This window comes from Variovorax sp. GW821-FHT10D07 (assembly GCF_059415325.1).
Genome location: NZ_JBWKMZ010000026.1, coordinates 1 through 25,088, shown reverse-complemented (window position 1 = coordinate 25,088; position 25,088 = coordinate 1). Strand labels below are relative to the sequence as shown.

Sequence of the window (25,088 nt, the reverse complement as noted above, 5' to 3'; positions counted from 1 at the left end):
AGGCAAGGTTCACAAGCCCTCCGGGCACGAGAACTCGCGCAGTTCCTTCAGCCGGATCGGGTGCTGCACGCTGTTGGTCGTCACCTCGAAGCGGGTGCGCCGGTTGCCGACCTGGAAGGTGATGAAGAACTTCTCGGGCGCGTCGCCGGCCTCGAGCTGGCCATCGTCGAGCGTGCGGAACAGCGCCCACGGCCCATCGACCGCCGAGCCCGAACTGCCCGTGGCCGAGGGCGGGCTCACCTGCACGCGCACCTGGTTGCTGCCCTTCGGGCCGGGCCACTGCACCGCCATCGGCACCACCGGGCCGTGCGCGTACTTCACGAGCTGGCCGTCGACGTCGAGGATGAACTGCGTGATGCTCGCGTCCATCTCCACCGGCTTGAAATCGAGCCGCATCGAGGGACCGCGCCCGCCGCCGCGGAAGAAGATCTCCTTGATGCGCGCCGCGCGCTCGAACTGCGCCAGCGCCTGCGGGGTGATCGCGCCGCGCTCGGCCACGGGCTTGTAGCGCCACGGCCGCGTGCTGGTGTCGACCAGGGCGGCCAGCCGCTTCTGGAAGAAGTCGTCCATCAGGCCGCCGGCGCCGAACATCTGGCCGAAGTCCTCGGGCAGCACGTCGCGCTTGCTGCTCTGCACGAAGGGATAGCGGCCCGCGATGGCGCGCGCGCAGAACTCGGCCACGGGGCGCAGGTCCTGGCTCAGGTTGCCGCGCTCGGCCACCTGGGCCTGCGTGGCGCCGGTCTGGCTCAGGTTCTCGATCATGCTGCGCACCGGCTCGGGCAGGCGACCGGCGTCGGACTTGAGCTTGCCGGCCACGTCGCCGGGCGGCGGCGAGGTGCGGCCCTTGACCGCGGTGTCGACGGCGTTGAGGTAGACGTAGACCTCGTTGAACAGCTTGAGCGCGTCGTCGATCGGCGCCGGCTGGTTCGGGCCGCCGGCGGTGACGAGGCGGCGCAGCGACTCGAAGCGGTCGTCGACGATGCTCTCGATGCGCTTGCCGGGCGCGACCTGGCGGCCGGGGTCTCCGCCGAACAGGTCCTCCAGGCCCTTGCGCGTGTTGCGCACGGTCTCCGAGGCCTTGCTCACCACGTCCTTGTTGGCGTCGGCGGCGGGAATCAGCGTGGTCTGCTTGACCACGGCGCGCAGGAAGTTCGCGAGCGGCGAATCCACGCCCGAGAGGATGCGCGCGGTCTCGATGTTCTTGTCGAGGCCGGTGACGCGGATCAGCCGCACGTCGGCCAGCAGCGCCTCCCACTGCTTGACGTACTCGGCCAGGTAGAGCCGGCGCACGCGGTCGGTGAGCTCGCCGAGCGCGGCCGCGTCGCGCAGCCGGTCGGCGGTGCTGCGGTCCTGGCCCAGCACCCACGGGTCCTCCTGCGCGAGCAGGCCGGTCAGCACCACCACCTCGTTCTGGAAGCGCTTGTGGTAGCCGTCGTAGGTGAACATGCCGGGCACGCCCTCGGTCAGCGGCTTGCCGCTGATGCGCTCGAACACCAGCGGGCCCGAGGGACCGGTGGCCTGCGCCACGCTGAAGGCCGGGATGTCGCGCGAGGCGCGCTGGCGCTTCAGGCGGCTGAACACGCGCTGCTCGAGCGGATAGCTCGCGAGCACGGCGCGCACGCTGCGCACCAGGTTCTCGTCCACCTTGAGCGGCGATCGCGGCGGGCCCTGCGCGATCAGCACGTCGAGCTGGTCCTCGAGCTGCTTGCGCTGGTCCTCGGGAATGCCGCGGTCGAGGCTGCGCGACCAGTCGAGCGTGATCCAGGCCTTGAGCGCCTCGGGATCGAAGTGCTCGGGCTGGTAGAGCATCAGGTAGCTCTTGAGCGCCTCGTAGGTGTACTCGAGGTTGTCCTTCTGCGCGGTGCGCAGCTGGTCCTCGAGCCGCTTGGCGATCTGCGGCAGGAAGGCCTCGTTGAGCGCGCGCTGGTGCACCAGCATGGCGGCGGCATCGAGCTTGTCGCCCTGGTAGAGGCCCAGGGTCATGGCCAGCGGCTCGTCGCCCAGGCGGTTCTCGGGCGTGCGCCAGATGTCGCGCAGGTTCTGCAGCACCGGCGCCACCTCGACCAGGTTCTGCACCCGCGCCGGCAGCGCGGCCAGGTTCTGCTTGGCCGGCTCGACGCGCGCCTCGACCGACTTCAGGTAGTCCATGTTGCGCAGCGTGCTGTAGCCCCAGGCCGCGAGCAGGCCCGCGGTCAGCAGCGTCATCGCGGCCACGGCCGCGAAGCGCAGCGTGTGGCGGCGGCGCTCGAGCTTGACGTCGGCGCCGGCCAGGCGCTGCTCGGGGAACACCACCTCGCGCAGCAGCGTGGTGAGGAAGTAGCTGCGCCCGCTCGACTTCTGCGGCGCGAGCATCGCGCGCTCGATGCCGAAGCTGCGCGACAGGCTGCCCATCACGCGGTCGATCGGGCTGCCTTCCTGCGTGCCGCTGGTGAAGTACACGCCGCGCACCCACGGCGGCTGGGTGAAGCGCGAGCCGGTGAAGACCTGGTCGAGCAGGTCCGACAGCAGCGGGCCGATGGAGCCGAACTGCGCCGGGAAGCCGAAGATCGCGGCACGCCGCGTGCCGTCGGTCTCGCGCTGCATGCGCGCGATCAGGCCGTCGTTGACGCGGTGGTGCAGCAGCGCGAACTCGCGCTGGAACGCGGTCGACAGGCCCTTCTCGTCGACCTGCTGGTTCTCCTCGGGCGGCAGGGTGAAACCGAACACCTGCGCGCGCTGTTCCTTGCCGAGGTCGTCGAAGTAGTCGGTGAAGCCATACAGCAGGTCGCTCTTGGTGACCAGCACGTAGACCGGCAGCCGCGTCGTGAGCTTGCCGTCGAGCTCGAGCAGGCGCGCGCGGATCGAGGCCGCGAGCTGGGAGCGCGCCTCCGGGCCCTGGCTCAGCAGGTCGCCGACGCTGACCGTGAGGAACACGCCGTTGAGCGGCCGGCGCGGGCGCACCTTCTTGAGCAGGCCGAGGAAGCCTTCCCAGGCGTTCTTGTCCTCCGACTGGTGGCTGTCCTGCGTGGTGTAGCGGCCCGCGGTGTCGATCAGCACGGCCTCGTCGGTGAACCACCAGTCGCAGTTGCGCGTGCCGCCCACGCCGCGGATGGCGCCGGGGCCGAACTTCTCGGCCAGCGGGAACGACAGGCCCGAGTTGACCAGCGCGGTGGTCTTGCCCGCGCCCGGCGCGCCGATGAACACGTACCAGGGCAGGTCGTAGAGGTAGCTGCCGCCCGAGATCGAGAGCCAGTCGCGCCAGCCGGGCTTCTTGCCGGCCGCGTGCAGCTTCATCTGCTTGAGCGTGGCCACGGCCTCGTTGAAGCGCGTGTCGAGGATCTGCTGCTCGCCCGCCACCGGCGTGCCGGCCTTGGCCGCGGGCGCCTTCATCAGGCCGTCGGTCAGGTGCTGGCTGGCGCGGCGCGCGCGCCAGCGGCGGTAGATGGCGCGCAGCAGCACCAGCAGCACGATCACGCCGATGACGATGGCGCGCGTGGTCTCGCTCTCGAGCGGCGCCAGCGCGCCGATCTTCACCAGCGGGCCGATCCACCAGATCAGCAGCGCGACGACGATCAGCGCGAGCAGCGTCAGCAGCAGCGGGCTGAACAGGAAGCCGAAGATTTTCTTGATCATTTGGTCGCTCCCGTGGCGGGCGACGGCGCAGGCGGCGCGGCGGCGGCGGGCGCCGACGCCAGGCGCTCGGGCTCGGTCAGCAGCACCACCTCGACGCGGCGGTTGCGCGCGCGGTTGGCGGGCGAGTCGTTGGGCGCGACCGGCTCGGCATCGGCCTTGCCGTCGGAACGCATGCGCGCCGGATCGACCAGCGTCGACAGCGCGCCCTTGACGGCGTCGGCGCGCGCGGCCGACAGGTGCCAGTTCGAGGGATAGCGCAGCGAGCGGATCGGCTGGTTGTCGGAGTGGCCGGTGATCAGCACCTCGCCCTTGACCTCGGCCAGCGCCTGGCCGATGCGGCGCAGCACCGGCAGCGACTGCGCCATCGGGTCGGCGCTGCCCGAGCTGAAGAAGGAGTCGCCGCGCAAGCGCACCACGCTGCGGTCGGCCTCGTCGGTCACGGTGACCAGGCCCTGCTTGATCTCGGGCTCGAGGAAGCGCGCGAGCCGCGGCGTCTTGGCCGGCGCGGCCGGCGGTGCGATCTGGATGTTGGGCACGCGCAGGCTCGACAGCGCCGAGTAGGTGGTGTCGGAGCGGTAGTTGAGCGTGAGCCGCAGGCCGAACCAGGCCAGCGCGAGCAGCAGCGCGAAGCCGGCCGCGAACACCCACAGCGGCAGCGACTCGCGCAGCCGCACCGTGCCCGCGCCCTGCCCGCGCCAGTGCGGCGAGAGCTCGGGCTCGACCGCGGGGCGGTCCTTGGCGATCAGGTCGGCCAGCCGCTGGCGCACCGAGTCGAGCTGCGCGCGGCCGTTGTCGACCACGCGGTAGCGGCCCTCGAAGCCGAGCGCCAGCACGCTGTAGATCAGCTCGAGCAGTTGGCGGTGCGTGGGCACGTCCTGCGCGAGCTTGGCCAGCAGCTGGAACACCTTCTCGCCGCCCCAGGTCTCGTTGTGGAACTGCACCAGCAGGCTCTGCTTGTTCCAGCCGGCCTGCACGCCCCAGGGCGTGTTGGCCACCGCCTCGTCGAGTGCGGTGCACAGCACGTAGCGCGCGGCCAGCACCGATTCGTTGCTCACGCCCGCGCGGCGCGCGTTCTGGTCGAACTGGTTGACGGCCTCGGCGGTCGAGGCGCGCAGCGCCGGCACGTTGGGCGGCTGCACCAGGTTGCGCAGCTTGCCGATCAGCACCAGCAGCTTGCCGGCCGCCGACACCAGCGGATTGAGCAGGCCGAGCTCGCCGAGGTCGGCCACCGGCGTGGGATCGGTGGCGGGAAAGAAAGGCGCGGGCGCGGCCGAGGCCGCCGGCGCATTGGCCGGCGTGCGCGGCTTGGGCTTGATGACCGTGCGCTCGGACTCGAAGGCGGCGAAGGGGTCGGGTGTGGTCATGGTTTTTCCGTCCTGTGCCGATGGCTAGCCACGGATCGCCCAGAACGCGAGGTCGAGGCCCGGGAAGTCGCCCGCGATGTGCATCGCGACGCCGCCCGACTGCTCGAGCTGGCGCCAGAGGTCGCTGTTGCGGGTCTCGAGCTCGAAGTAGTTCGCGCCCGCATGGAACGGGATCTGGCGCGGCGCCACCGGCATCGGCGTCAGCGTGACGCCCGGCAGCGCGAGGTTGACGAGGTCGCGGATGCGCTCGACCGGGCCGATCTTGACCTGTGTCGGGAAGCGCGCGCGCAGTGCCTCGCTGGGCATGTGGGCGTTGACCGCGAGCACGAAGACCGCGTTGCGCTGCAGCTCAACGTCGCTGATCACCGCCACGCGCACGCCGTGCTTGCGGTCGTGCAGGTCGATGCGGATCGCCGACTGCTCGAGCACCATCGACAGGCTGCGGCGCAGGTCGTCCATCAGCGGCCGGAAGCTCAGCGCGAGGTCGTCGTGGATGTAGGGACCGAAGCGCGCCACGCGGCGCGAGTCGCGGAAGCTCGCGAGGTCGCCGGCCAGGCCCAGCGCCTGCTCGAAGAAGCGCTGCGGATGCAGCATCGCGCTCTTCGCGAGATGCGCGAACACCGCCTCGTTGCGGTTCACGGTCTGCAGCAGCATGAAGTCGGCGATCTCTGCCACGCCGCCGGTGCCGCCCTGCGTCATGCGCCCGGCCAGCGCCTCGCCGCGCTGGCGCAGCAGGCCGAGCAGCTCGTCGAGCCAGGCGCGGATCACCGCGTGGCCCGCCACGTCGAGCAGCGGCGGCAGCATCGCGCGCTCGAGCTGCACCTGGTTGTCGACGCGGCGCTCGACCACGCGCGCCACGCCCAGCGTGGTCCAGGCGTCGGTGGCCTCGCTGGCGCGCATCAGCCGCGTGTGGAGCTGGCCCAGCTGCAGCATCGCGGTGCGCTCGCCCGCGGTGTTGGAGTCGGGCACGTCGGACTCGAGCACGCGGTGGCGCACCAGTTCCTCGTACTCCTCGGCATCGGCCTCGCGCGCCCCGGCGCGGCGCAGCGGCAGCGCCAGCACCACGGCCTCGTCGCGCATCGCCTGCGGGATGTCGATCGGCTCGGGCAGCGGATCGACCGCCGGCATGTCGAACACCGTGCCGTCACCGAACACGCCCACCGCGCGCACCAGCGCCAGCTTGCCCAGCGTCAGCGCGGCCTGGTCGATCTCCAGCTCGGCGAAGCCCCAGGCATAGGGCGTGGTGGAGCGCAGCAGCACGTGCCGCGCGTGATCGGCATGTCGTTCGCTCTGCTGCAGGTGCTGGGGCTGCAGCAGCATCCCCTCGCTCCAGACCACTTTTGTTCGCCAACTCATCCGCTCGCACTCCGTCAACGGCAAGGGCTGCCTGTAAGAAGCGGTGAGTTTCCGGCGCGCGAAGTCGTGGGCAAATCCGCCTTAAGGCCTAGCTAACGGCATAGGCGGCGCGCGAGGACGTACGGCGAAGGGAGTAGATGCGGGCCCGATGCGGGCTCGAAAGCGATGGGGATGGCGCCGCGAAACGGACGCGCGGCCTCGGCGCGTCAGCGCGCGGGCGTGCCGCCGAGCATGCGCACCTGGTCGGCGTAGACCTTCTCGATGCGCTGCAGCCGCTGCTCGCGCGCGGCATCGTTGACCCACTGCGCGGCCATCGCGCGCTGGCGGCCGAGCTGGCGGTCGAGCCGGGCCTGCGGCAGCAGCGCGCTGTCGTCGGCCGCCGCATAGCCGAAGCCGGCGCGCAAGGTCTTGAGCACCTCGCGCTCGGCATCGGCGCGCGGCCCCTTGCCCTGGCCGTAGTTGGTCAGGAAGGACTGCAGCCGGGCCTGGAACTCGGGCGGCCAGCCGCGCCGCACCACCATCGGCGCCCCCGGCGGCGGCTGCGATTCCCACACCACCTGCAGCCGCTCGGCCTCGACCGGGAACTGCTCGCGGAAGCGCTCGAAGTCGGTGCTGTTGTTGGTGGCGACGTCGGCATCGCCATTGGCCACGGCCAGCGCCGTGGCCTGGTGGGTGTCGACGATCTCGCTGCGAAAGCGCGTCTCCATCGCGATGTGGTTGGGCAGGAACAGCTCGCTCTGCGGCACCTGGAAGCCGGTCACCGAGCGGCTGTCGCCGCGCGCGAGCCGCCATGACTCGGGCCTGGCGAGCAGCGCCTCGAGGCTGTTGAAGGGCGGCGCCTTGCGCATCAGCAGCACGGCGCGGTGCTCGGGCATGCCGGGACGGCGCGCGATCTGCGCGATCACCTTCATGCGGCCCTGGGTCACGGCATCGAGCGCCATCTTGGCCGACAGGAAGGCCATGTCGATCTCGTCGCGGCCGATGGCGCGGTCGAGCTCCTCGTACGAGGACACCGAGTAGGCGCTCACCGGCACGCCGATGGAACGGCCGAGGTCGGCCAGCAGCGGCGTCCACAGCGCGCGCGACTCGACCGCGCCGCCCAGCGGCAGCACGCCGAAGCGGATCGCCTTGACGGGCTCCGGCTGCGTGGCCTGCGCGGCCGGCACCGCGGCGCAGGCCGCGAAGGCCAGCAGCGCGGCACGCAGCCAGGCGATCAAGGCGAGACGTCCTTCAGCACGCCGACCTGCTCGGCATAGCCGCTGTCCAGCCGCTGCAGGCGGGCCTGGCGCGCGGCGTCGTTGACCCATTGCGCGGTCTTGGCGTTCTGGGTGGCGAGCTGGTAGGCCAGCTTGGCCGCGGGCAGCAGCGAGCTGTTGTCGGCCGGCACGAAGCCCGCGAGGTCGTGCAGCGACTTCAGCACCACGCGCTCGGCATCGCCGCGCGGCCCCTTGGCGCGACCGTAGGCCACGAGGAAGGCCTGCACGCGCTGGCGCAGCTCGGGCGGGTAGTCGCGCCGCATCACGATCTGCGCATGCGGGATCAGCTCCGACTCCCACAGCACCTGCAGCCGGCCGGCCTCGGCCGGGAAGCGCAGCTTGAAGCGCTCGAAGTCGGCCGTGTTGTTGGTGGCGACGTCGGCCTCGTTGTTGGCCACGGCCAGCGCCGTGACCTGGTGCGTGCCCACCACCTCGCTCGCGAAGCGGGTCTCCATGGCGATGTGGTTGGGCAGGAAGAATTGCAGCTGCGGCACGATGAAGCCCGACACCGACTGCTTCTCGCCGCGCGCGAGGCGCCAGCGCTCGGGGTCGGCCAAGAGGCCCGCCAGCGTGTTGAACGGCGGCGCCTTGCGCGCCAGCAGCAGCGCGCGGTAGCCGGGCAGGCCGTCGTGCCGCACCACCTGCGCCACCACCTTCATGCGGCGCTGGCTCACGGCGTCGAGCGCCATCTTGCCCGACAGGAAGGCCATGTCGACGTCGTCGCGCTGGATCGCCTGCTCGAGCGCCTCGTAGGAATTGACCGAGAGCACCGCCACCGGCCGGCCGAGCGCGCGGCTGAGCTCGGCCAAAAGCGGATCCCAGTCGCTGCGCGATTCGAAGGCGCCGCCCAGCGGCAGGATGCCGAAGCGCATCGGCGCGGCCTCGGCGCCATGGCCGCCGGCGGCCGTGAAGCCACCCTTGACGGTCTGGGCCGGCGTGGACTGGGTCGAGGGGGGAATGGTCGAGACCGAGGGCAACGAGGGCGGGGCCGGGGTCTGCGCCAGCGCCGCGAACGGCAGCGAGGCACCCAGCAGCGCCGCCGCCAGCCAGCGCGACCAGCGAGGCCGACGGATACCGGTGGGCTCGGAGAGGCCTTGGGAACAGCGCAGGAAAGCCGGCATATTTGGACGGACGAGAGAGGCCGTGACGAACCGGCCGGTCTAAGGGCCTGTTAACCCTATTCAAGGGGTTGCGTTGCCCCGCAAAGGGACCGGATGCAAGGCGCCCGCGCGCAGCAAGGCTGATGCCTTGCAAGCGCGGGCAACGCCGCAGACGGTCCCTTTGCGGGGCAACCCGGAGGGAAGCTTGCCATAGCCCGCCCCTCGGCGTTGCGCTCCTTGCGTGTGCGGACGCACACGCGGCGTCGCGCGCCTTGATGGGCGGGCTATGGCAAGCTTCGCGACCCCTTGAATAGGGTTAACAGGCCCTACCATGGCGAAGCGGACGCCATTAGATATCAACCAGAAGCAGTTTTCGTGATGTTTTTCCCGTCTTCCCTGCCCTGCAAGGCCTCCGTAGGCTCGGCCGCCATGCCTTTCCCGCGTCCATGAACTGGAACTTCGCCGTCGTCCGCGGCCTGGCGCGGCTCACCTTCGCGCAGCAGCTGATCCTGCTGGCGATGCTGCCGGCCATGGCGGCGACGCTGGTGGCGATCACGGTGCTCACGCGCCAGCACCTGGACAACCTCACCGAGCTGATGCGCGCCAATGCGCAGACGGTGGCGCTGCAGGTGGCCACGGTGGCGCAGGCGCCGATCGTGCGCATGGACCGGCGCGCGCTGCAGCGCACCGCGCAGTCGGGCACCTACCAGCCGCACGTGCAGCAGGTGCAGATCTGGTCGGACGACGGCGAGATCGTGGCCAACTCCGAGACCATGGACCGCGCGCGCGGCGAGGGCCTGCAGGTGGTGGTGCCGATCGTGGGCGACGACGGCCGCACCAGCGGCAAGGTGATGGTCGAGATCAGCCTCGGCGCGGTGCAGAACGCGCGCCGCTCGGTCTGGCTCAACGTGGTGCTGGTGCTCGGCGCCAGCCTGGTCGGCGTGGGCCTGGCCGGCTGGTGGGCGGCACGCCGCATCAGCGAGCCGATCCGCGCGCTCGGCAAGGCGGTCGACCGGCTCGGCGCCGGCGAGGCCGCGAGCGTGACGATCGAGGGCACCTCCGAAGTGCAGCACCTTCAGCGCGGCTTCAACGAGGCCGCGCGCGCGCTCGCCGAGAGCCACCGGCTGCTGCAGAGCCGCATCACCGAGGCCACGGCCGAACTGGCGCGCAAGAACCAGCAGCTCGAGGTCGCGAGCCAGGCCAAGACCCGCCTGCTCGCCGCCGCCAGCCACGACCTGCGCCAGCCGCTGCATGCGCTCACGCTGTTCTCCGACGGCCTGGCCAACGGCGAGACCGATCCGCTGCGGCTGCAGCGCATCGGCCACATCCGCGAATGCGTGGACTCGCTCGACCGGCTGTTCTCCGAGCTGCTGAACCTCTCGCAGCTCGACGCCGGCGTGCTGCAGCCGCAGTGGGTCGACTTCCCGCTCGACCGGCTGTTCGACGAGATCAGCCGCAACTTCCGCCCGGTGGCCGAGCAGCAGGGCCTGCGGCTGGTGGCGCGCAAGACCGACCTGTGGGTGCGCTGCGACTACGTGATGCTGTCGCGCATCCTCAACAACCTGGTGTCGAACTCGCTGCGCCACACGCTCGAGGGCGGCGTGCTGATCGGCGCGCGCAAGCGCGGCCGCGGCGTGCGCATCGACGTGGTCGACACCGGCGTGGGCATCGCGCAGCAGCACCAGGCACGGGTGTTCGAGGAGTTCTACCAGGTCGAGCCCTCGGGCCGACAGGCCTCGCGCGGCACGCGCGGCATGGGTCTGGGCCTGGCCACGGTGCAGCGGCTGGCCGAGCTGCTCAACACGCGCGTGGAACTGAGCTCGCGCCTCAACAAGGGCACCTGCGTGCGGGTGCTGGTGCGCTCGGCGCCGGCCGCATTGCCCGCGCCGGCCGTGACCGCGCCGCACGTGCCCGAGAACGACGAGCGCTGCCTCGAGGGCCTGCGCATCCTGGTGATCGACGACGAGCGCACCATCCTCGAAGGCCTGACCGTGGTGCTGTCGAACTGGGGCGCCTCGGTGCTGGCCGCGCAGACCCGCGCCGAGGCGCTCGCCATGGCCGACACCTGGCCCGTGCCGCCCGACGTGGTGGTCAGCGACCTGCTGCTGCAGGGCGGCGACAACGGCCTCGACGTGATCGCCGCGCTCGAGCGTCATCCGCGCGGCATCGGCACCGGCACCGCGCGCCTGCTGGTCACCGGCGAGACCAAGCCCGACCGCCTGCGCGAGGTGCAGAGCGCGGGCATCACCGTGCTCTACAAGCCGGTGTCGCCGCGCGTGCTGCGCCAGGCGATCCTCGCGCAGCGCACGGCCGCGATGCAGGCCGTGCAGGCCTGACAACGCGTTCCTGGCAACGGTCTTCGGTGGCGATACGCCATCGGAGATAGGCCAAGCGGCCGTCAGCACGTGAACTTCCTCACAGCCCCGCAGGGTGCGCGCCGCGGGCATAAGCCCTCCGCCTTATCGCGCGAAGCAGGGCCCTTCCGTACATTGAGCCATCGCCCCTTGTGGCAGAAGCCTTCATGTCCGTCGCCGCGAAAACCTCTCCCCCGATCCACTGCACGACCCGGTTGCTGCGCGGTGCCGCCCGCGCGTTGCTGGCCTGCGCCGCGCTGCTGGGCGCCGCGCTGTGCCCGGCCGCCGGCTTCACGGTGCTGATGGGCGACGACCTCGCCGCGCATGCCGAGTTCGTGCAGCAGCTACGCCAGGGGCTGGACCCCGCGAGCCGCTTCGAGCTGGTGCGGCTCGCGCCCGGCTCGACCGGCGTGCCCGACGCAGCGGCGGCCGAGCCCGGCGACGTCAACGTCGGCGTGCGCACGCGCAGCATGCGGTCCTCGATCTCGAGCGCCGAGGGCGGCTCGCTGACCATGGCGGTGGGCGCGGTGGCCGCGCGCGCCGCCATCGAGCGCCCGGGCCAGGAACCGCTGGTGCTCGCGATGCTGAGCCGGCTCGACTACGAAGGCCTGCGCACCAGCCCCGCGCTGCGCCGCACCGACCGCCGCGTCGGCGTGCTGCTGCGCGACCCGGCCATGGCCGACCAGCTCGCGCTGGTGGGCGCGGTGCTGCCGGCGCAGCGCCACCGCATCGGCGTGGTCGCCACGCCCGAATCCGAACCGCTGGTGCGCGACCTGCAGCGCGCCGCGCAGGCCCAGCCCGGCGGCGGCTGGGACCTGCAGGTGGAATACGCGCCCGACGCGCGCTCGCTCGCCACCGCGCTGCGCGCCGTGGTGCCGCGCAGCGATGCGCTGATGGTGCTGCCCGACCTGATCGGCGACAACCAGGCCGCCACGCTGTCGGTGCTGCGCGCCGGTGCCGGCGCCGGCCTGCCGGTGTTCGGCGCCAGCGAAGGCCTGGTGCGTTCGGGCGGCCTCGCGGCCGCGGTCTCCACGCCCGCGCAGCTCGCGCAGCAGGCGCGGCTGCTGGCGCAGAAGGTCGCGAGCAGCGGCAGCGCGGGCGGCGGCGGCAATCCGCTGGTGGAGGCCGCGACGCCCGCCACCGTGCGCATCAACCCCACCGTCGCGCGCGGGCTCGGGCTGCGGCTGCCCGAGGAACGCGAACTGACGGAGCGCCTCACCGTCACGCGATGAGCGCCACCCGGCCGCCCGAGGGCGCGGACCCCAGCCCGGCCACGGCGCCGGCCGAAGCACCCACGCCGGGCCTGGCCGCCGGTGCGCTGGTGGTGCGCGGCAACCTGCAGCGCGACCTGTTCCGCCTCGGCGTGGTGCCCTGCGTGGCGGTGGCGCTCGCGCTCACCGCCTGGTTCACCCACAACCGGCTGCAGACGCTGGAGGCCGCCTTCGACGCCGAGGGTCAGGCGGTGGCGCGCCAGGTGGCGGCGATGTCCGACCTGAGCCTCTATGCCGGCGACCTGCCCGCGCTGCAGAACGTGGCCAATGCCGCGCTGCGCGGCGGCCAGGTGATGCGCGTGGAGATCAGCAACAGCGCCGGCGTCTACGTGACGGCCGGGCCCAAGGCCGGTTCGCTCGCACAGCTGCGCATGTTCACCGCGCCGGTCACGCTGCGCGAGGCCTCGCGCGCCAGCGCCTTCGCGCCCGCGGGCTCGACCGCCGCGGGCGAGACGCCGGTCGGCCTGGTCCAGACCTTCCGCGACACCACCGCCTATTCGCGCGAACGCACGCGCTCGCTGCTCGCGGGCATCGGCATCGCGATGGTGGCGCTGCTCGCGGCCTGGGCCTCGGTGCGCCACATGGCGCGCACGGTGGCGCGGCCGCTGCGCCGCGTGTCGCGCACCGTGGCGGCGCTCGAGGCCGGCCATTTCGAGATGCGCTGCGGCGTGGTCGAGGGCGGCTCGCGCGGCACGCACGAGCTGGCCATGCTCGCGCACGACATCGACCGCCTGGCCGAGCGGCTGCAGCACAACCGCCAGGTCAGCGAGGAGCGCGTGCGCGAGGCCACCGCGGTCGCGCTGCAGCGCATGGCCGAGGCCGAGCAGGCCGCGCTGTCGCGCGCGCGCTTCCTGGCCGCGGCCAGCCACGACCTGCGCCAGCCGCTGCATGCCATGGGCCTGTTCATCGACGGCCTGCTGCCCGGCGCCAGCGAGGCGCAGCGCCCGGCCGTGCTGCGGCTGCAGGAGAGCACCGAGTTCATGGGCGTGCTGCTCGACGACCTGCTCGAGATCTCGCGGCTCGATGCGCAGGTGCTCACGCCGGCCATCGCCAAGGTCTCGCTGGCCGCGCTGTTCGACCAGCTCGATGCCCAGCATGCGGCCACCGCCACCGAGCTGCGCGTGCGGCTGCGCTGGAGCGACCGCGGCCTCGCGGTGCGCAGCGACGCGGCGCTGCTCAAGCGCATCGTCGGCAACCTCGTGACCAATGCACTGCGCCACGCGCCCGCGGGCGGCACCGTGCTGGTGGCCGCGCGCCGCGCGCGCAACGGCCCCGACGGCGGGCGCGGCGTGCGCATCGAGGTGCGCGACGACGGCGTGGGCATCGCGCCGATCCACCAGCAGCGCATCTTCGAGGAGTTCTACCAGGTGGCGAACACCGAGCGCGACCGCCGCCGCGGCTTCGGCCTCGGCCTCGCGATCTGCGCGCGCATCGCCACCCTGCTGGGCACGCGCATCGCGCTGCGCTCGGCGCTCGGCGCCGGCAGCACCTTCGCGCTGACCCTGCCCGCGGCCAATGCCGCCGACATCGCGCCACCGCAGCCGGCACCGCCCGCGCCCGCGCCGCTCGCGGGCCTGCGCTGCCTGGTGGTGGACGACGACCCGGCCATCCTCGACGGCAGCCGCGCGCTGCTCGAGCAGTGGGGCTGCCAGGTCGAATGCGTGGCCACCGGCGCCGAGGCGATCGCGCGGCTGGGCACCGGCGACATCCCCTACGACGCCGTGCTGTGCGACCTGCAGCTGCCCGGCGACACCGACGGCATGGACGTGATCGACGCCGCCAAGCGGTTGCAGCCCGAGGCGCTCGCGGTGCTGGTCTCGGGCGCCACCGGGCCCGATGCGCTGCAACGGCTGCGCCACAGCGGCGCGACGCTGTTGACGAAGCCGGTGGCACCGGCGAAGCTTCGGGCGCTGCTGTCGACGCGGCGGCATGCGCAGCCCGCATGAACACGCCCATTGCTCCACCACGATGCTGCCCATCGACGCCCTGAAAGACATCCGCCCCTTCATCGCCACGCCCAGCTACAGCGGCGCGATGACCAGCGACTACGTGCGCAGCCTGCTCGGGCTGGTCAACCTCGCGTGGCGCCATGGCTTCCCGATGCAGACGCGCTTCCTCGACGGCGACAGCCTGATCCCGCGCGCGCGCAACCGGCTGGTGGCCGAGTTCATGGCCGACAGCCGCTGGACCCACCTGTTCTGGATCGATGCCGACATCGGCTTCGAGCCCGAGGCCGCGCTGCGCCTGCTGCTGGCCGGCCGCGCGGTGGTGGCCGGCGCCTATCCGCAGAAGAACGACGGCTGGCCGCGCGCCGGCCTCGCGCAGCCGCTGCCCGCGGGCAGCACGCGCGAGGACTTCGAGGCCAAGCACGCGGTGTTCCCGATCAACCTCACGGGGCCCGAGGTGGCCGGCCGCATCGATGCCGACGGCTTCGTCGAGGTGCTCGATGCGCCCACCGGCTTCATGCTGATCGAGCGCGCCGTGTTCGAGCGGCTCGCGCAGGCCCTGCCCGAGCTGCGCTACACGCCCGACCGCATGGAGGACGAGACGGCCGCGGCCTGGCCGCACCATCGCTTCTTCGACGTCTGGGCCGAGCCCGGCAACGGCCGCTACCTCAGCGAGGACTTCGCCTTCTGCCGCCGCTGGCAATCGATCGGCGGCCAGGTCTTCGTCGACACGCGCTCGCGCCTCACGCACACCGGCACGCGCACCTACCGCGGCGACTACGCGCGCTCGCTCGCGGCCAGCGCCGGGCCGTCGGCCTGACGCAGATCGGCCGGCAAGGTCTCCAGGTCGTAGCCGCGATCGGGCGCGATCTTCTCGAGCCGCAGTCCCGGCCCTTCCTCGGCCAGGTAGTCGTAGCCGATGGCCTGCCAGCGGTGCCCGGGATCGAGGCGCCGGTAGCGGTCGCGCCGCGCGATGCGGTCCTCGCGCCGGATCATGTGCAGGTGGTAGAGCCGGAAGTAGCTGCGGAACATCCGGCCATGCTGCGCGACCGCGTCGGGATACCAGGGCCCGTGCAGCGCGGGCGCCGCGTCGAAGGCGATCTCGCGCGGCAGCCGGAACAGGCACACGCGCGACTTGGTGCCCCAGGGCCCGTCGTCGCGGAAGCGGTCGGGCGCGTCCCAGAGTTCGCGCACGGCGAGCGAGAGGCAACCCAGTTGCGTGTCGGACAGCGAATCGACGATGGCGCCGAGGTGCCGCAGGAACAGGCTCTCGTAGCGCTCGTCGGCATCGCAGACCAGCACCCAGCCCGCGCCATGGCGCTGCGCGCATTCGAGCAGGCGGCGCCTGTTCTGCGTTTCGTTCCAGTCGCCGCCCGGCGGGTTCGACAGCAGCTCGAGCAGCTTGGGTTCGCGCCGCAGGATTCGCGCGGTGTCGTCGGTCGAGCCGTCGTCGAGCGCGATGAAGCCGTCGACATGGTCGCGCAGGTGGTCGAGGCAGCCCTCGAGCAGCCGCGCCTCGTTGCGCAGCTGCAGCAGGCAGACGATGCGCAGCCGCGCTGCCAGCGGCTTCGGCGGCGCGGCGCTGCAGCGCGGGCAGAAGTAGTGCGGCACCGGTTCGTGGTGCAGCATGCGCGCGCAGAGCTCGCACTGGCGGCGCGAGCCCATCGCGAACACGGGCGCGGGTTGCCCCCACGCGGGCACGGCCCCGGCATCGGCCGGTGCCGGATCGTCGCGGGCGATGCGTGCGAAGTCGCGCCCCCAGTCCTCGCCGTTCGCGCGCGCCTTCGCGGGCGTGCACTTGCGCCAGTCGTTGTCGGGATCGAACTGCTCGGCGCCGTCGCGCGTCTCGAACGACAGGTGCAGCAGCTTCAGTTCGGCGCAGGCGGAAAGCCGCCAGCCCGCCATCTCGAGCCGCACGCGGAAATCGTCGTCGTCGCCGCCCCAGCCGACGAAGGATTCGTCGTAGCCGCCGACCGCCTCGAAGGCCTCGCGCGGGCCGCACAGCGAGCCGTAGAAGGTGCGCAGGAACAGCGCCTCGGGCACCTGGCGCGCGAACAGCGCGGCCAGCGGTCCGTCGATCGCGTCGAAGCGCGCGAAGCCCACGCGGCCCAGCACCACGCCGCGCTCGACCGTCAGCGCGGCCTGCAGCGCCAGCGCGGGCCCGTCGCCCACATAGGCCGACTCGGGCGAATGCACGAGCACGAAGCGGCCGCGCGCATGGCGCACGCCGACGTTGATGGCGCGGCAGGGCGGGCGCCAGCCATGCGGCCGGTCGTTGACGACCACGCGCCAGCGCACCGTGTCGAAGCGCGCGAGCAGTTGCAGCAGGCCTTGCTCCTCGGCCGGTTCGTCGAGCGCGATCACCACCTCGATGCCGGGGCGCGACCAATGCGGCGCGTTGAGCGCGGCCACGCGCTCGAACTCCGCGCGCTTGCGGTAGAACGGCAGCACCACGCTGAGCATCATGCGGTCCGCCCTCCGGCGATCGGCGCGATGGCGGAAGACAAGGGAGACAATGGCAGGACCTGCTTCATCCCCGCATCATGAACGGTTGCTTCATCAATCTGCAACGCAGTGGCGATCGCCGCGCGGCCATGGAAGCGCAGCTGCGCGCGCTCGGCATCGAGGGCGTGGCGCGCTTCGAGGCGATCGACGCGGCCACGCTGCCCGCGGTGCCCGCCGATGCCGCCACCAGCGCCGGCGAACGCGCGTGCTTTCTCTCGCATTCGCGCGCACTCGAAAGCGCACCGCCCGATGACTTCTTCCTGGTGCTCGAGGACGATGCGCTGTTGAGCCGCGCGCTGCCGCCGCTGCTGCGGCCCGAGGCGCTCGCGCAGCTGGCCGACTGGGACCTGGTGTTCCTCGAATGCCTGCCCTACACCTCGGCCCACAGCCTGCTCGCGCTGTGGCAGGCGCTGAAGAAGCAGCTGCCCGCCGATCCCGCCGCGCCGCGCGATGCGATCGCCGGCATCGAGGTGCTCGATGCGCGCGGTCTCTACAACTGGGGCGCGGTCGCCTACCTCGCCACGCCGAAGGGCTTGCGCGCCTTGCCGCCGCTGCTGCGCGAGGCGCTGGCCGAGGGCCCCGCGCAGGCCTTCGACATGGCCTTGAACCGCTGGGTGGCCGAGGGCCGCCTGCGCGCCGCGGTGCTCGCGCCCTTCCTCGCCACGCCGCGGCTCGAGAGCCATGCGCACAGCACCATCGACGACCGGCCGCGCGCGGCGGAGAACGACGCGCTCGGCGGTGCGCTGCGCCGGCTGTTCTTCGCCGGCCCGATCGATGGCCTCGAGGCCCATGTGGCCGGCTACCGCCACGCGGCGCTGACCGACGACCCGCAGCTGCGGCTGCTGGCCGACCTGATGGCGCAGCTGTTCGTCATCACGGCGCGTCCGACGCGCTGACCCTAGAAGTCGGCGCAGCCGTTGCGCCGCTCGGTGTTCACGCAGCTCAGCAGGTTCGGCCGCGAACGCACGCGCGACCATTCGCGCGCCAGCACGTCGCCGCCCTGCGCCGCGCGGTCGCCGTCCAGCGGTCCGGTCGCCACGCAGATCGGCGCCTGGCCGATGTTGCGGTCGTAGAGGTAGGTCGAGGGCTGGTCGCGCACCACGTCCACCGAGGGCAGCTCGGGCCGCTCGAAGAACACGAAGGGCGGCGGTGGCGGCGGCGCCACCGGCGGCGGTGGGGGCGCGGGCGGTGGCGGCGGTCCCGGATCGACGCGCAGGTTGCCCGGCACCACCTGCACCGCATAGCCGGCCGCCGAGGCGAAGGCGCCATCGATCGGGTAGTTGCCCGGCGGGCTCGCGGTGTTCGCGCTGGTGCCCGGCGTGCCGCTGAAGCTCGAGGCGTTGTCGCCGAGGATCAGCCCGCTGACGCTGTAGGTGAAGGTGGGGTTGGGCGCACCCTCCTGGCGCGCGGCATTGCCCACGGTCACGATCGCGGTCGGCTGCTGCGCGTAGATGAAGTGGTTGTCGGTGGCCGGCACCGTCACCGTGCACAGGCCCAGGTAGGCGCAGTGGTAGAGGTTGGGCAGCGGGCCCGAGCCCGCGAGGCCGCCGCGCGTCTCGCCGATCCAGGTGTCGGCCCAGACGCGCCAGGTGCCGGCGCCGATGGTGAAGGCGCCCGGGTTCTGGAAGCGCGCCGCCGCCACCAGGTCGGCGCTGGTGCTCGCATTGACGTTGGTGCCCAGCGTGAGGTCGCCCGCGAGCGTGCGCACGAACACGGTGCCGGCCGACATCGACGTGGTCGCCGTGGGCGCGAGCTGGTTGGTCGCGGCGTTGAAGCCGTTGACGCTGAACGTCCCGATGGTCACGGCGTTCGCATCGACGTAGGCGAAGCCGCCCTCGGCGCCGCCGCTCACGGTGGCGACGTTGTTCGCGGGGTTCTGCAGGTCGACGCTCGCACCGCTCGAGCGCGCGAGCAGCCCGGTGGCGGTGATCGCGCCCGCGGCCGACTGCGTGATGCGGCCATCGGACAACAGGCCCAGCTGCGAGGCGCTGACCGTGCCATTGACCGCGATGTTGCCGCCCGCGTCGTTCTGCAGGGTGAGCGCGCCCGGCGTGGCGATGGCACCGGCCACCGTGATGTCGGCCGCATGGGTGGCGCTGCCCGCCACGATGGTGGGTGCGGCGAGGCGCGCGAACTCGGCGCTCGAGACCGAGAAGCCGCCGGTGCCCGCGCCGCCGAGCACGATCGGCGCATTGGTGCTGTCCGACACCGCGAAGTTGGCGTCCATGCCGCCGGGCCGCAGGTTGATCGCGTTGGCCGCGCTGACCGGCGTGCCGATCACGATCGCGTCGGTGCTGCCGTCGTTGACCGCGCGCAGCACCACGTTGCGGCTGCCCTGCACCACGGGCGCCGTGCCGGGCAGGCTCGGCGAGCCGCCGGCCTCGATCGAGACGCCGGTGCCGCCGTTCTGCGAACGGCCCGTGATCTCGATGTCGCCGCCGCCGGTGGTGACGATGCGCGCGCCGTTCTCCAGCCGCACGCCCGAATCGGGCGTGGCCGCGGGCACGGTGGTGTCGTTGTTGAAGTTGTAGCCGCGCAGCGCGATGGTGCCGCTGCCGGTGGTGATGCTGCTGCCGCCGTTGACCAGCACGCCGTGCGCCGCCGCGAAGGTCGACGAGGCCTGGCGCCGCGCCACGCCCTGCACCGTGACGTTGCCGCTGGTGGTCGAGATGGTCGAGGGCGTGCGGCCGTCGGTGATGACCACGCCGCTGTTCCAGTCGGCCGAGCTGCCGCGGATGTCGACGTTGCCGGTCGACGTCGCGATCTGCGCGCCCGCCAGCGTCACGTTGCCGCCCGCGATCTGCACCGCGCCGCCCGCGCCGGCATCGGTCTGGCCCACGCGGGTGTCGATCTGGCTGTCGACCAGCGTGACGTAGCCGGTGGGCGCGCCGGGCTGGCCGCTGTAGAGCGTGACCGCGCCGCCATCGGTCTGCACCGAGGCGCCATTCATCTGGATGAAGCCGCTGGTGGGGCTGCCGTCGCCGCGCGCGTTCATCGTGACGCTGCCGCCGCGCGTGGCGATGGTGCCGTTGTAGTTGATCGAGCCGTTGCTGCCGGAAGGCGTGCCGTCGGGATTGACGCCCGCGTTGAACAGCACGGTGAGCGGACCGCCCTTGCCCGACGAACGGATCACCGTGCCGAGGCCGCCCTGGATGCTGTTGCCCGAGGCCAGCTCGAAGCTCAGCGGACCGAAGGCGGCGGTGTAGTCGATCAGCACGTTGTTCGCGAGCGAGATGCTGCCGGCGCCGGGCCCGCCGGTGCCGGTGGTGATCTTCACGCTCGCGCCGCCGTTGAGCGCGGCATTGATGTCGCCGTCCTGGATGGTCGAGGTGGCGACCGCGTCGAAGGGATTGGTCGGCAGCGTGCCGGCCGCCGCGCCATTGACGATCGAGACCGCATAGGGATCGATCAGCCACTGCCCCGCGGTGCCCGCCGGCGCGCCCGCGTTGACGCGGATGCCGGTCAGGTCGAGCTGCGTGCCCGAGGTCTCGATGAAGCCGCCGTTGCCGCCCGTGCTGCCGCCGCGCGCCGACAGCGTGCCGTGGGCGCGCAGGCCGTTGCCCGCGAGCAGCCGGATGTTGCCGCCGTTGCCGCTGGCCGAGGCGCTGTCCGCGAGCAAGCCCATGCCCGTGGCCAGCGCGAGCATGCCGCCGGTCTTGTCGCTCACCGTCGATTCGAAGCGGATGTCGCCGCCGGTGCCCGCGCCGCTCGCGTCTGCCAGCGTGCCGGTGGCGCCCGCGAGGCCACCGCCGTAGATGTTGCGGCCGGTGACGGCAATGGAGCCGCCGGCCACCGTGCCGCTCGCGGTGCTCAGCAACGCATCGGGCTGGGCGCCGCGCTGCAGCAACACGTCGCCGTTGCCGCCGACGATGTTGATCTGTCCGCCTTCCGCACGCAGGCCCTGGCCGGCGCCGCTGGCACGGATCCACACCGCCGCGGGCGTGACGCCTTCGTCGATGCCGGCCGGTGGCGGGGTCGGCACGCCGTTGAAGTCGTAGGTCACGCCCGCGCTGCCGGCGGTGCCGACGATGTCGATGCGCCGCCCCTGGCCGGCGGTGATGCCGGTATCGCCGATCAGCACGCCGTGCGAGGCATTGATGGTGGCCGAGGCCGAGAGCTTGGCGAATTCGTCGGTGCCCAGCAGCGTTCCGAGGTCGGCGCCCTGGCCTTCCACACGCACGTTGCCGCCGGTGGCGATGTCGACGCCGTTGGCCTGCACGCCCGCGCCCGCGACGTTGAAGCGCAGCCGCCCCACGGCATCGCCGGTGGTCCATCCGCGCGTGCTGCCGCGCAGCACGATGTCCCCGCCGGTGGAGGCGATGCGGCTGCGAGGGCCCGGGACGCTGCCGGCCTCGCGCCCGATCTCCACGCCCTTGGCGGCCAGCCCGCCGACACCGTCGACGGTGATGGCGCCGCTGCCGGTGATCAGCTCGGAGCTGGAGATCAGCACGCCCGAGCTGCCGTTGAGCGTGGAGCTCGAAAACAGCGTGCGGCCCTCGCCGCGCAGGTTGATGACACCGCCCTCGGTGCAGCTGGCGGCATCGACGCCGCAGGTCGAGATGCGGCTGTTGCGCAACTCGATGCCGGCGCCCACGCCCGAATCGCCGAACTCGGAGGCATAGCCGATGGCGCGGCCGTTGGCGGCATCGCCCTGCCCGTAGAAGCGCACGTTGCCGCCGTTGGTCTCGATGCGCGCGTTCGTCATCTGGATCTGCGCGGCCCCCTCGCCTTCGGAGGTCACGATCGGGGTGTTGCCGGCCCCCGGCACCGTGCCGTTGGCATCGACATTGAAGTCCACGTTCAACGCGCCGCTCGTCGACTGGAGGGTCGAACGGTCGAGCATCGCGATGCCGGTGGCCGAATCCACGCGCAGCGAGGCGGTGCCGCCCTCGCTCTTGACCACCTGGGCCGCGGTATCGAACAGCACGCCGAAGCGCTCCTGCCCGCCCTCGGCATTGGCCGCGTTGCTCGCGAGCGTGACGTCGGTGCCCTGGCCGAGCGCGCGGCCCAGCGCCTGCGAGCTGATCGGGCTCGAGGCCATGCCGCCGGCGCTGGGAAAGCTGCCGGGGTCGTAGTTCGGCGCCTCGGGCGTCACCACGATCTGCTTGTTGGAATTCAGCGTCCACTTGCCGTTGGCGCCACCGTTCGCACCGCCCGCGGCCGACAGCGCGAGGTCGTTGCCGACCTGGATCGCATCGGCGCTGGTGCTGATGTTGCCGCCCGCGCCCGAGCCCGCCCCCTTGGCCGACAGCGTGCCCGACAGGTGCAGGCCGAGCCGGGTGGCGGGCGGTGCCTCGCTGCCGGTGCCCGGCAGCGCGCTGTAGCTGGCTTGCTCGATGCGGATCTCGCCGCCCGCGGCATTGCCGGTCCGGCCATCGGCACGCACCACGGCACCCGATCCCAGCAGCGCGGCAGGCGGCGCCGACGCGATCGACAGCCCGCTCAACGCCTTGAGCTGCACCGAACCCCCGCCGGCATCCCCGCTCGCGTCGACCAGCGCGCCATCCATCACGCGCACATTGCCCGCGGCCACCGAGATGCGGCCACCGACCGCCGTGCCGGTGGAGGTTGCGTCGAGCGTGCCGCCCACGCGCACCTCGTTGTCGGCGCCGCCGCCGAGCACGATCTCGCCGTTCTTCGTGCCGAGCGAACGCGCGCGCACCACGCCGGCCTGGTTCACCACCAGCTCGCCGAGGGTGGTCGACTGGCCCACCATCACGACCTTGCCGCCGTCGGCCTGCACGGTGCCCGTGTTGCCGACCGAGGCGTTGGTCGCCATCGAGTCGGACGCGATCGCGATGTTGGTGAGGCCGTCGCCCGCGAGGTCGAAGGTGATCTTGCGGCCCGAGACCAGCGCCACGGTCTGGCCGTCGGCCGTGATGGTGCCGGTGTTGCTCACGCCCGCGCCCATCAGCACCACGGGGCCGCCGGTGGCCGTGATGCCGCCTTCGTTCACCACCGTCTTGGCGTTGGCGTTCAGCCGCTCGAAGCTGAAGTTGGTCGTGCCACCGAGGAAGTTCGCGTCGCTGGTGGTCAGGCCCAGCGTCGAGGCCACGAGGCCGCCGACGTTGACGCTGGCACCGGAACCGAACATCACGCCGTTGGGGTTGATGAGGAACACGCGGCCGTTGGCATTGAGCTGGCCCGCGATGGTCGAGAGCTCGTTGCCGGTGACGCGGTTGAGCAGGATCGCCGAGGCATTGGGCTGCTGGATGTTGACGATGTTCTTGGCGCCGATCGAGAACGTGGTCCAGTTGACGATGCCGCGCTGGCTGCCCTGCACGATGCTCATGATGTTGCCGGCCTGGGTCATCGAGACCATGTTGCCCGGCAGCGCCGAGGGCAGGAAGCCCGTGGGCAGCACCTGCGCCATCGCGGGCACGGCGCCCGCGCAGATCAGCGAGAGAGCGACCGGCCGCAGCCGCAGGCGGCGCGCGGTGGCGCGAAGAAGAGGAGACGTGCGTTGCTTCATGGTCAGAACGCCTTTTGAACCTGGACGTACAGCCGCGGGTTGTGGCCGCCGCCGTCGGTCTGTGCCCGCGGTGTGCCGTCACGCCAGGCCAGCGTCGCGTTGATCGAGAAATTGCCGGGACGCGACCAGCTCATGCCGATGCCGTAGCCGCGCAGGCTGTGCGAGTTCTCGCCGTCGAAGGGCGAGGGACGGCGCGCGAGCTTGCCGCGCGCCGCGTCGTAGAACACGAAGGGCGTGAACTCCTCGTTGACCGACCAGCGCCATTCGACGGTGCCGATCACGCCCTGGTCGGCCAGCAGTTCGCCCGAGGGGTAGGCACGCACGGCGCGCGCGCCGCCGAGCGCGAGCTTCTCCGAAGCATCGAGGTTCTTGCTGGCCCACTGGCCGCCGATGGCGAGGTAGAGCGAATGGCGCGGCACGATCGACTGCAGCCGCGAGAGCTGGAAGCTCATCTTGGTGAAGCCGCCCTCGGTGTGGCGGCCGCCGAAGGCCTGGTCGGCCGCGAGGGTCTGCGGGTCGCGGATCGAGAGCGAGCCGTGGTACAGGGTGCCGGTGCTGGCCCAGTAGCCGCCGCCGAAGACGTCGTCGCGCCGCTCCCAGGCCCAGCCCAGGCCGATGCCGCGCACGCGCTTCTTCACGTCGTAGTCGACGACGCGGATCTCGTCCTTGAGGTCCTTGAGGTCGGCCGTCAGCCGCAGGAACAGGTTCTGCTGGCGCTGGCGGATCAGCGGATAGTTGAGCGAAAAATCGAGCACGTCGGCGCGGCCCTGCGCGTCGAGGTCGGAGAACTGGCCGCCGAGGTCGTAGCTCACGCGCGCCAGGCCCATGCCGGCGCGCAGGCCGCTGGTGCCGATCGGCGCCTCATAGGCGATGCGGCCGTACTGCAGCGCATTGCTGTCGGACACCATGACGCGCGCATCGAGGTTGTCGCCGATGCCGAAGGGGCTGAGCCAGCGCACGGTGCCGCCGAGCCGGTAGCGGCCCGACTCCTTGGTGCCGTGGTTGTCGCCCTCGGCGGTGAAGGCCCAGCGCGGCGCGGCCGCGACCTCGACCGACAGATCGGTGGTGCCGGGCTGCGTGCCTTCCTGCAGCGCCGACGAGACCTTGACGCCGGGCTGGTCCGACAGCAGCAGCATGGCACGCTCGTAGGCGGGCGCGTTGACGGCCTCGCCCGGCTGCAACGGAGCGAGGAAGCCGCGCACGCGCGCTTCGGTCATCGGTGCCTCGGGCGCCACCAGCACGTCGACGCGGCCCAGCCGGCCTTCGATCACGCTGATCTCGACGATGCCGTCGCGCACGGTCTGCACCGGCACCACGGCCTGCGCGAGGAAGTAGCCGCGCTCCTTGTAGCGCGCGGTGATCGCCTTCGCGAGTTCTTCGAGGTCGGCCAGCGTGACGTCGCGGCCGATGTAGGGCGTGGTGATCGACTGCAGCTCCTCGTTGCTCAGCGCCTTCACGCCATTGAGGCGCAGGTCGTTGAGCTTGAAGGCACCGGTGGCGGAGGTGTTGCGCGACGGCGCGGGCAGGGTCTGCGGCGCGACCCCGCCGGTGGCCTGGGCCATGGGTCGGTTGCAACTGCCGCAAGGGTCCTGCGTGGGCAGCAGCGCGGTCTCCTCGGCCTCGTTGGCATGGGCACGCTGGGCGGCCACGAGCAAGGCGGCGCCGAACAGGGCGGACACGGCGAGGGCGATCGGTGTAGAGCGTTGAAGGGCGCGCATTTCAGGGCTCCACCGCGTTGTTTCTTGCGGGTTGCTGGTGTTTTTGGGGGTCGGTTCGTTCGGGGCGCGTGCACAGGACAGCGGGTACTTCCCTCCGCGAATGTCCCCCGCCTTCGGCTCCTCCTTGATTTCGC

General features: G+C 72.1%; 13 protein-coding genes. 5 read left to right on the top strand and 8 right to left on the bottom strand.

The genetic code is table 11. The features are described from left to right. Nucleotides 1-9 precede the first annotated feature (9 nt). The 5 genes from tssM to phnD all read right to left on the bottom strand — a co-directional run bounded on the left by tssM (nucleotide 10) and on the right by phnD (nucleotide 8,709). Nucleotides 10-3,612 carry a type VI secretion system membrane subunit TssM gene (tssM, locus tag AC07PU_RS40550; protein WP_495323472.1) on the bottom strand — a complete coding sequence of 1,201 codons (3,603 nt, stop codon included), beginning with the start codon at nucleotides 3,610-3,612 and terminating at the stop codon, nucleotides 10-12. After that, nucleotides 3,609-4,976, bottom strand: coding sequence for a DotU family type VI secretion system protein (locus AC07PU_RS40545; RefSeq protein ID WP_093350802.1), 1,368 nt, complete (start codon nucleotides 4,974-4,976; stop codon nucleotides 3,609-3,611). Before AC07PU_RS40545 ends, tssM begins: the two co-directional genes overlap by 4 nt. Nucleotides 4,977-5,000: 24 nt before the next feature. Next, nucleotides 5,001-6,332, bottom strand: coding sequence for a type VI secretion system baseplate subunit TssK (tssK, locus tag AC07PU_RS40540; protein WP_495323471.1), 1,332 nt, complete (start codon nucleotides 6,330-6,332; stop codon nucleotides 5,001-5,003). A gap of 206 nt (nucleotides 6,333-6,538) precedes the next feature. Beyond that, nucleotides 6,539-7,549, bottom strand: coding sequence for a phosphate/phosphite/phosphonate ABC transporter substrate-binding protein (locus AC07PU_RS40535; RefSeq protein WP_495323470.1), 1,011 nt, complete (start codon nucleotides 7,547-7,549; stop codon nucleotides 6,539-6,541). Next, entirely contained in the window at nucleotides 7,546-8,709 is a 1,164-nt protein-coding gene (gene phnD / locus AC07PU_RS40530; RefSeq protein WP_495323469.1) for a phosphate/phosphite/phosphonate ABC transporter substrate-binding protein, read from the bottom strand. The genes AC07PU_RS40535 and phnD overlap by 4 nt, the downstream gene beginning before the upstream one ends. Nucleotides 8,710-9,134: 425 nt before the next feature. Between phnD and AC07PU_RS40525 the strand changes: the two genes are divergently transcribed. The 4 genes from AC07PU_RS40525 to AC07PU_RS40510 all read left to right on the top strand — a co-directional run bounded on the left by AC07PU_RS40525 (nucleotide 9,135) and on the right by AC07PU_RS40510 (nucleotide 15,079). Continuing rightward, nucleotides 9,135-11,024: an ATP-binding response regulator gene (locus AC07PU_RS40525; RefSeq protein WP_398499025.1), complete on the top strand. Its 1,890-nt coding sequence runs from the start codon at nucleotides 9,135-9,137 to the stop codon at nucleotides 11,022-11,024. Between the two features lie 185 nt (nucleotides 11,025-11,209). Next, nucleotides 11,210-12,274: an ABC transporter substrate binding protein gene (locus AC07PU_RS40520; protein ID WP_495323468.1), complete on the top strand. Its 1,065-nt coding sequence runs from the start codon at nucleotides 11,210-11,212 to the stop codon at nucleotides 12,272-12,274. Then, nucleotides 12,271-14,259 carry a hybrid sensor histidine kinase/response regulator gene (locus tag AC07PU_RS40515; protein WP_093350789.1) on the top strand — a complete coding sequence of 663 codons (1,989 nt, stop codon included), beginning with the start codon at nucleotides 12,271-12,273 and terminating at the stop codon, nucleotides 14,257-14,259. The genes AC07PU_RS40520 and AC07PU_RS40515 overlap by 4 nt, the downstream gene beginning before the upstream one ends. A gap of 22 nt (nucleotides 14,260-14,281) precedes the next feature. Then, complete coding sequence (locus AC07PU_RS40510) at nucleotides 14,282-15,079, top strand: hypothetical protein (RefSeq protein WP_495323467.1); 798 nt, start codon at nucleotides 14,282-14,284, stop codon at nucleotides 15,077-15,079. On the opposite strand, the gene AC07PU_RS40505 is transcribed toward AC07PU_RS40510, so the two are convergent. Continuing rightward, nucleotides 15,037-16,725 carry a galactosyltransferase-related protein gene (locus AC07PU_RS40505; protein ID WP_495323466.1) on the bottom strand — a complete coding sequence of 563 codons (1,689 nt, stop codon included), beginning with the start codon at nucleotides 16,723-16,725 and terminating at the stop codon, nucleotides 15,037-15,039. The two genes, AC07PU_RS40510 and AC07PU_RS40505, sit on opposite strands and share 43 nt — an antisense overlap. A gap of 77 nt (nucleotides 16,726-16,802) precedes the next feature. Between AC07PU_RS40505 and AC07PU_RS40500 the strand changes: the two genes are divergently transcribed. Continuing rightward, the gene (locus tag AC07PU_RS40500) at nucleotides 16,803-17,660 is read left to right on the top strand and encodes a glycosyltransferase family 25 protein (protein ID WP_495323465.1); all 858 of its coding nucleotides are present in this window, start codon (nucleotides 16,803-16,805) and stop codon (nucleotides 17,658-17,660) included. Between the two features lie 2 nt (nucleotides 17,661-17,662). On the opposite strand, the gene AC07PU_RS40495 is transcribed toward AC07PU_RS40500, so the two are convergent. Both AC07PU_RS40495 and AC07PU_RS40490 read right to left on the bottom strand, forming a co-directional pair. Further along, nucleotides 17,663-23,236, bottom strand: a complete 5,574-nt coding sequence (locus AC07PU_RS40495) for a two-partner secretion domain-containing protein (RefSeq protein ID WP_495323464.1) — start codon at nucleotides 23,234-23,236, stop codon at nucleotides 17,663-17,665. Between the two features lie 2 nt (nucleotides 23,237-23,238). Further along, nucleotides 23,239-24,915, bottom strand: a complete 1,677-nt coding sequence (locus AC07PU_RS40490) for a ShlB/FhaC/HecB family hemolysin secretion/activation protein (protein WP_495323463.1) — start codon at nucleotides 24,913-24,915, stop codon at nucleotides 23,239-23,241. Nucleotides 24,916-25,088 lie beyond the last annotated feature (173 nt).

Excerpts from the sequence above, each read along its gene's own strand:
- tssM (WP_495323472.1), bottom strand. The coding sequence starts at position 3,612 with ATGATCAAGAAAATCTTCGGCTTCCTGTTCAGCCCGCTGCTGCTGACG.
- AC07PU_RS40545 (WP_093350802.1), bottom strand. The coding sequence starts at position 4,976 with ATGACCACACCCGACCCCTTCGCCGCCTTCGAGTCCGAGCGCACGGTC.
- tssK (WP_495323471.1), bottom strand. The coding sequence starts at position 6,332 with ATGAGTTGGCGAACAAAAGTGGTCTGGAGCGAGGGGATGCTGCTGCAG.
- phnD (WP_495323469.1), bottom strand. The coding sequence starts at position 8,709 with ATGCCGGCTTTCCTGCGCTGTTCCCAAGGCCTCTCCGAGCCCACCGGT.
- AC07PU_RS40525 (WP_398499025.1), top strand. The coding sequence starts at position 9,135 with ATGAACTGGAACTTCGCCGTCGTCCGCGGCCTGGCGCGGCTCACCTTC.
- AC07PU_RS40520 (WP_495323468.1), top strand. The coding sequence starts at position 11,210 with ATGTCCGTCGCCGCGAAAACCTCTCCCCCGATCCACTGCACGACCCGG.
- AC07PU_RS40515 (WP_093350789.1), top strand. The coding sequence starts at position 12,271 with ATGAGCGCCACCCGGCCGCCCGAGGGCGCGGACCCCAGCCCGGCCACG.
- AC07PU_RS40510 (WP_495323467.1), top strand. The coding sequence starts at position 14,282 with ATGCTGCCCATCGACGCCCTGAAAGACATCCGCCCCTTCATCGCCACG.
- AC07PU_RS40505 (WP_495323466.1), bottom strand. The coding sequence starts at position 16,725 with ATGATGCTCAGCGTGGTGCTGCCGTTCTACCGCAAGCGCGCGGAGTTC.
- AC07PU_RS40500 (WP_495323465.1), top strand. The coding sequence starts at position 16,803 with ATGAACGGTTGCTTCATCAATCTGCAACGCAGTGGCGATCGCCGCGCG.
- AC07PU_RS40495 (WP_495323464.1), bottom strand. The coding sequence starts at position 23,236 with ATGAAGCAACGCACGTCTCCTCTTCTTCGCGCCACCGCGCGCCGCCTG.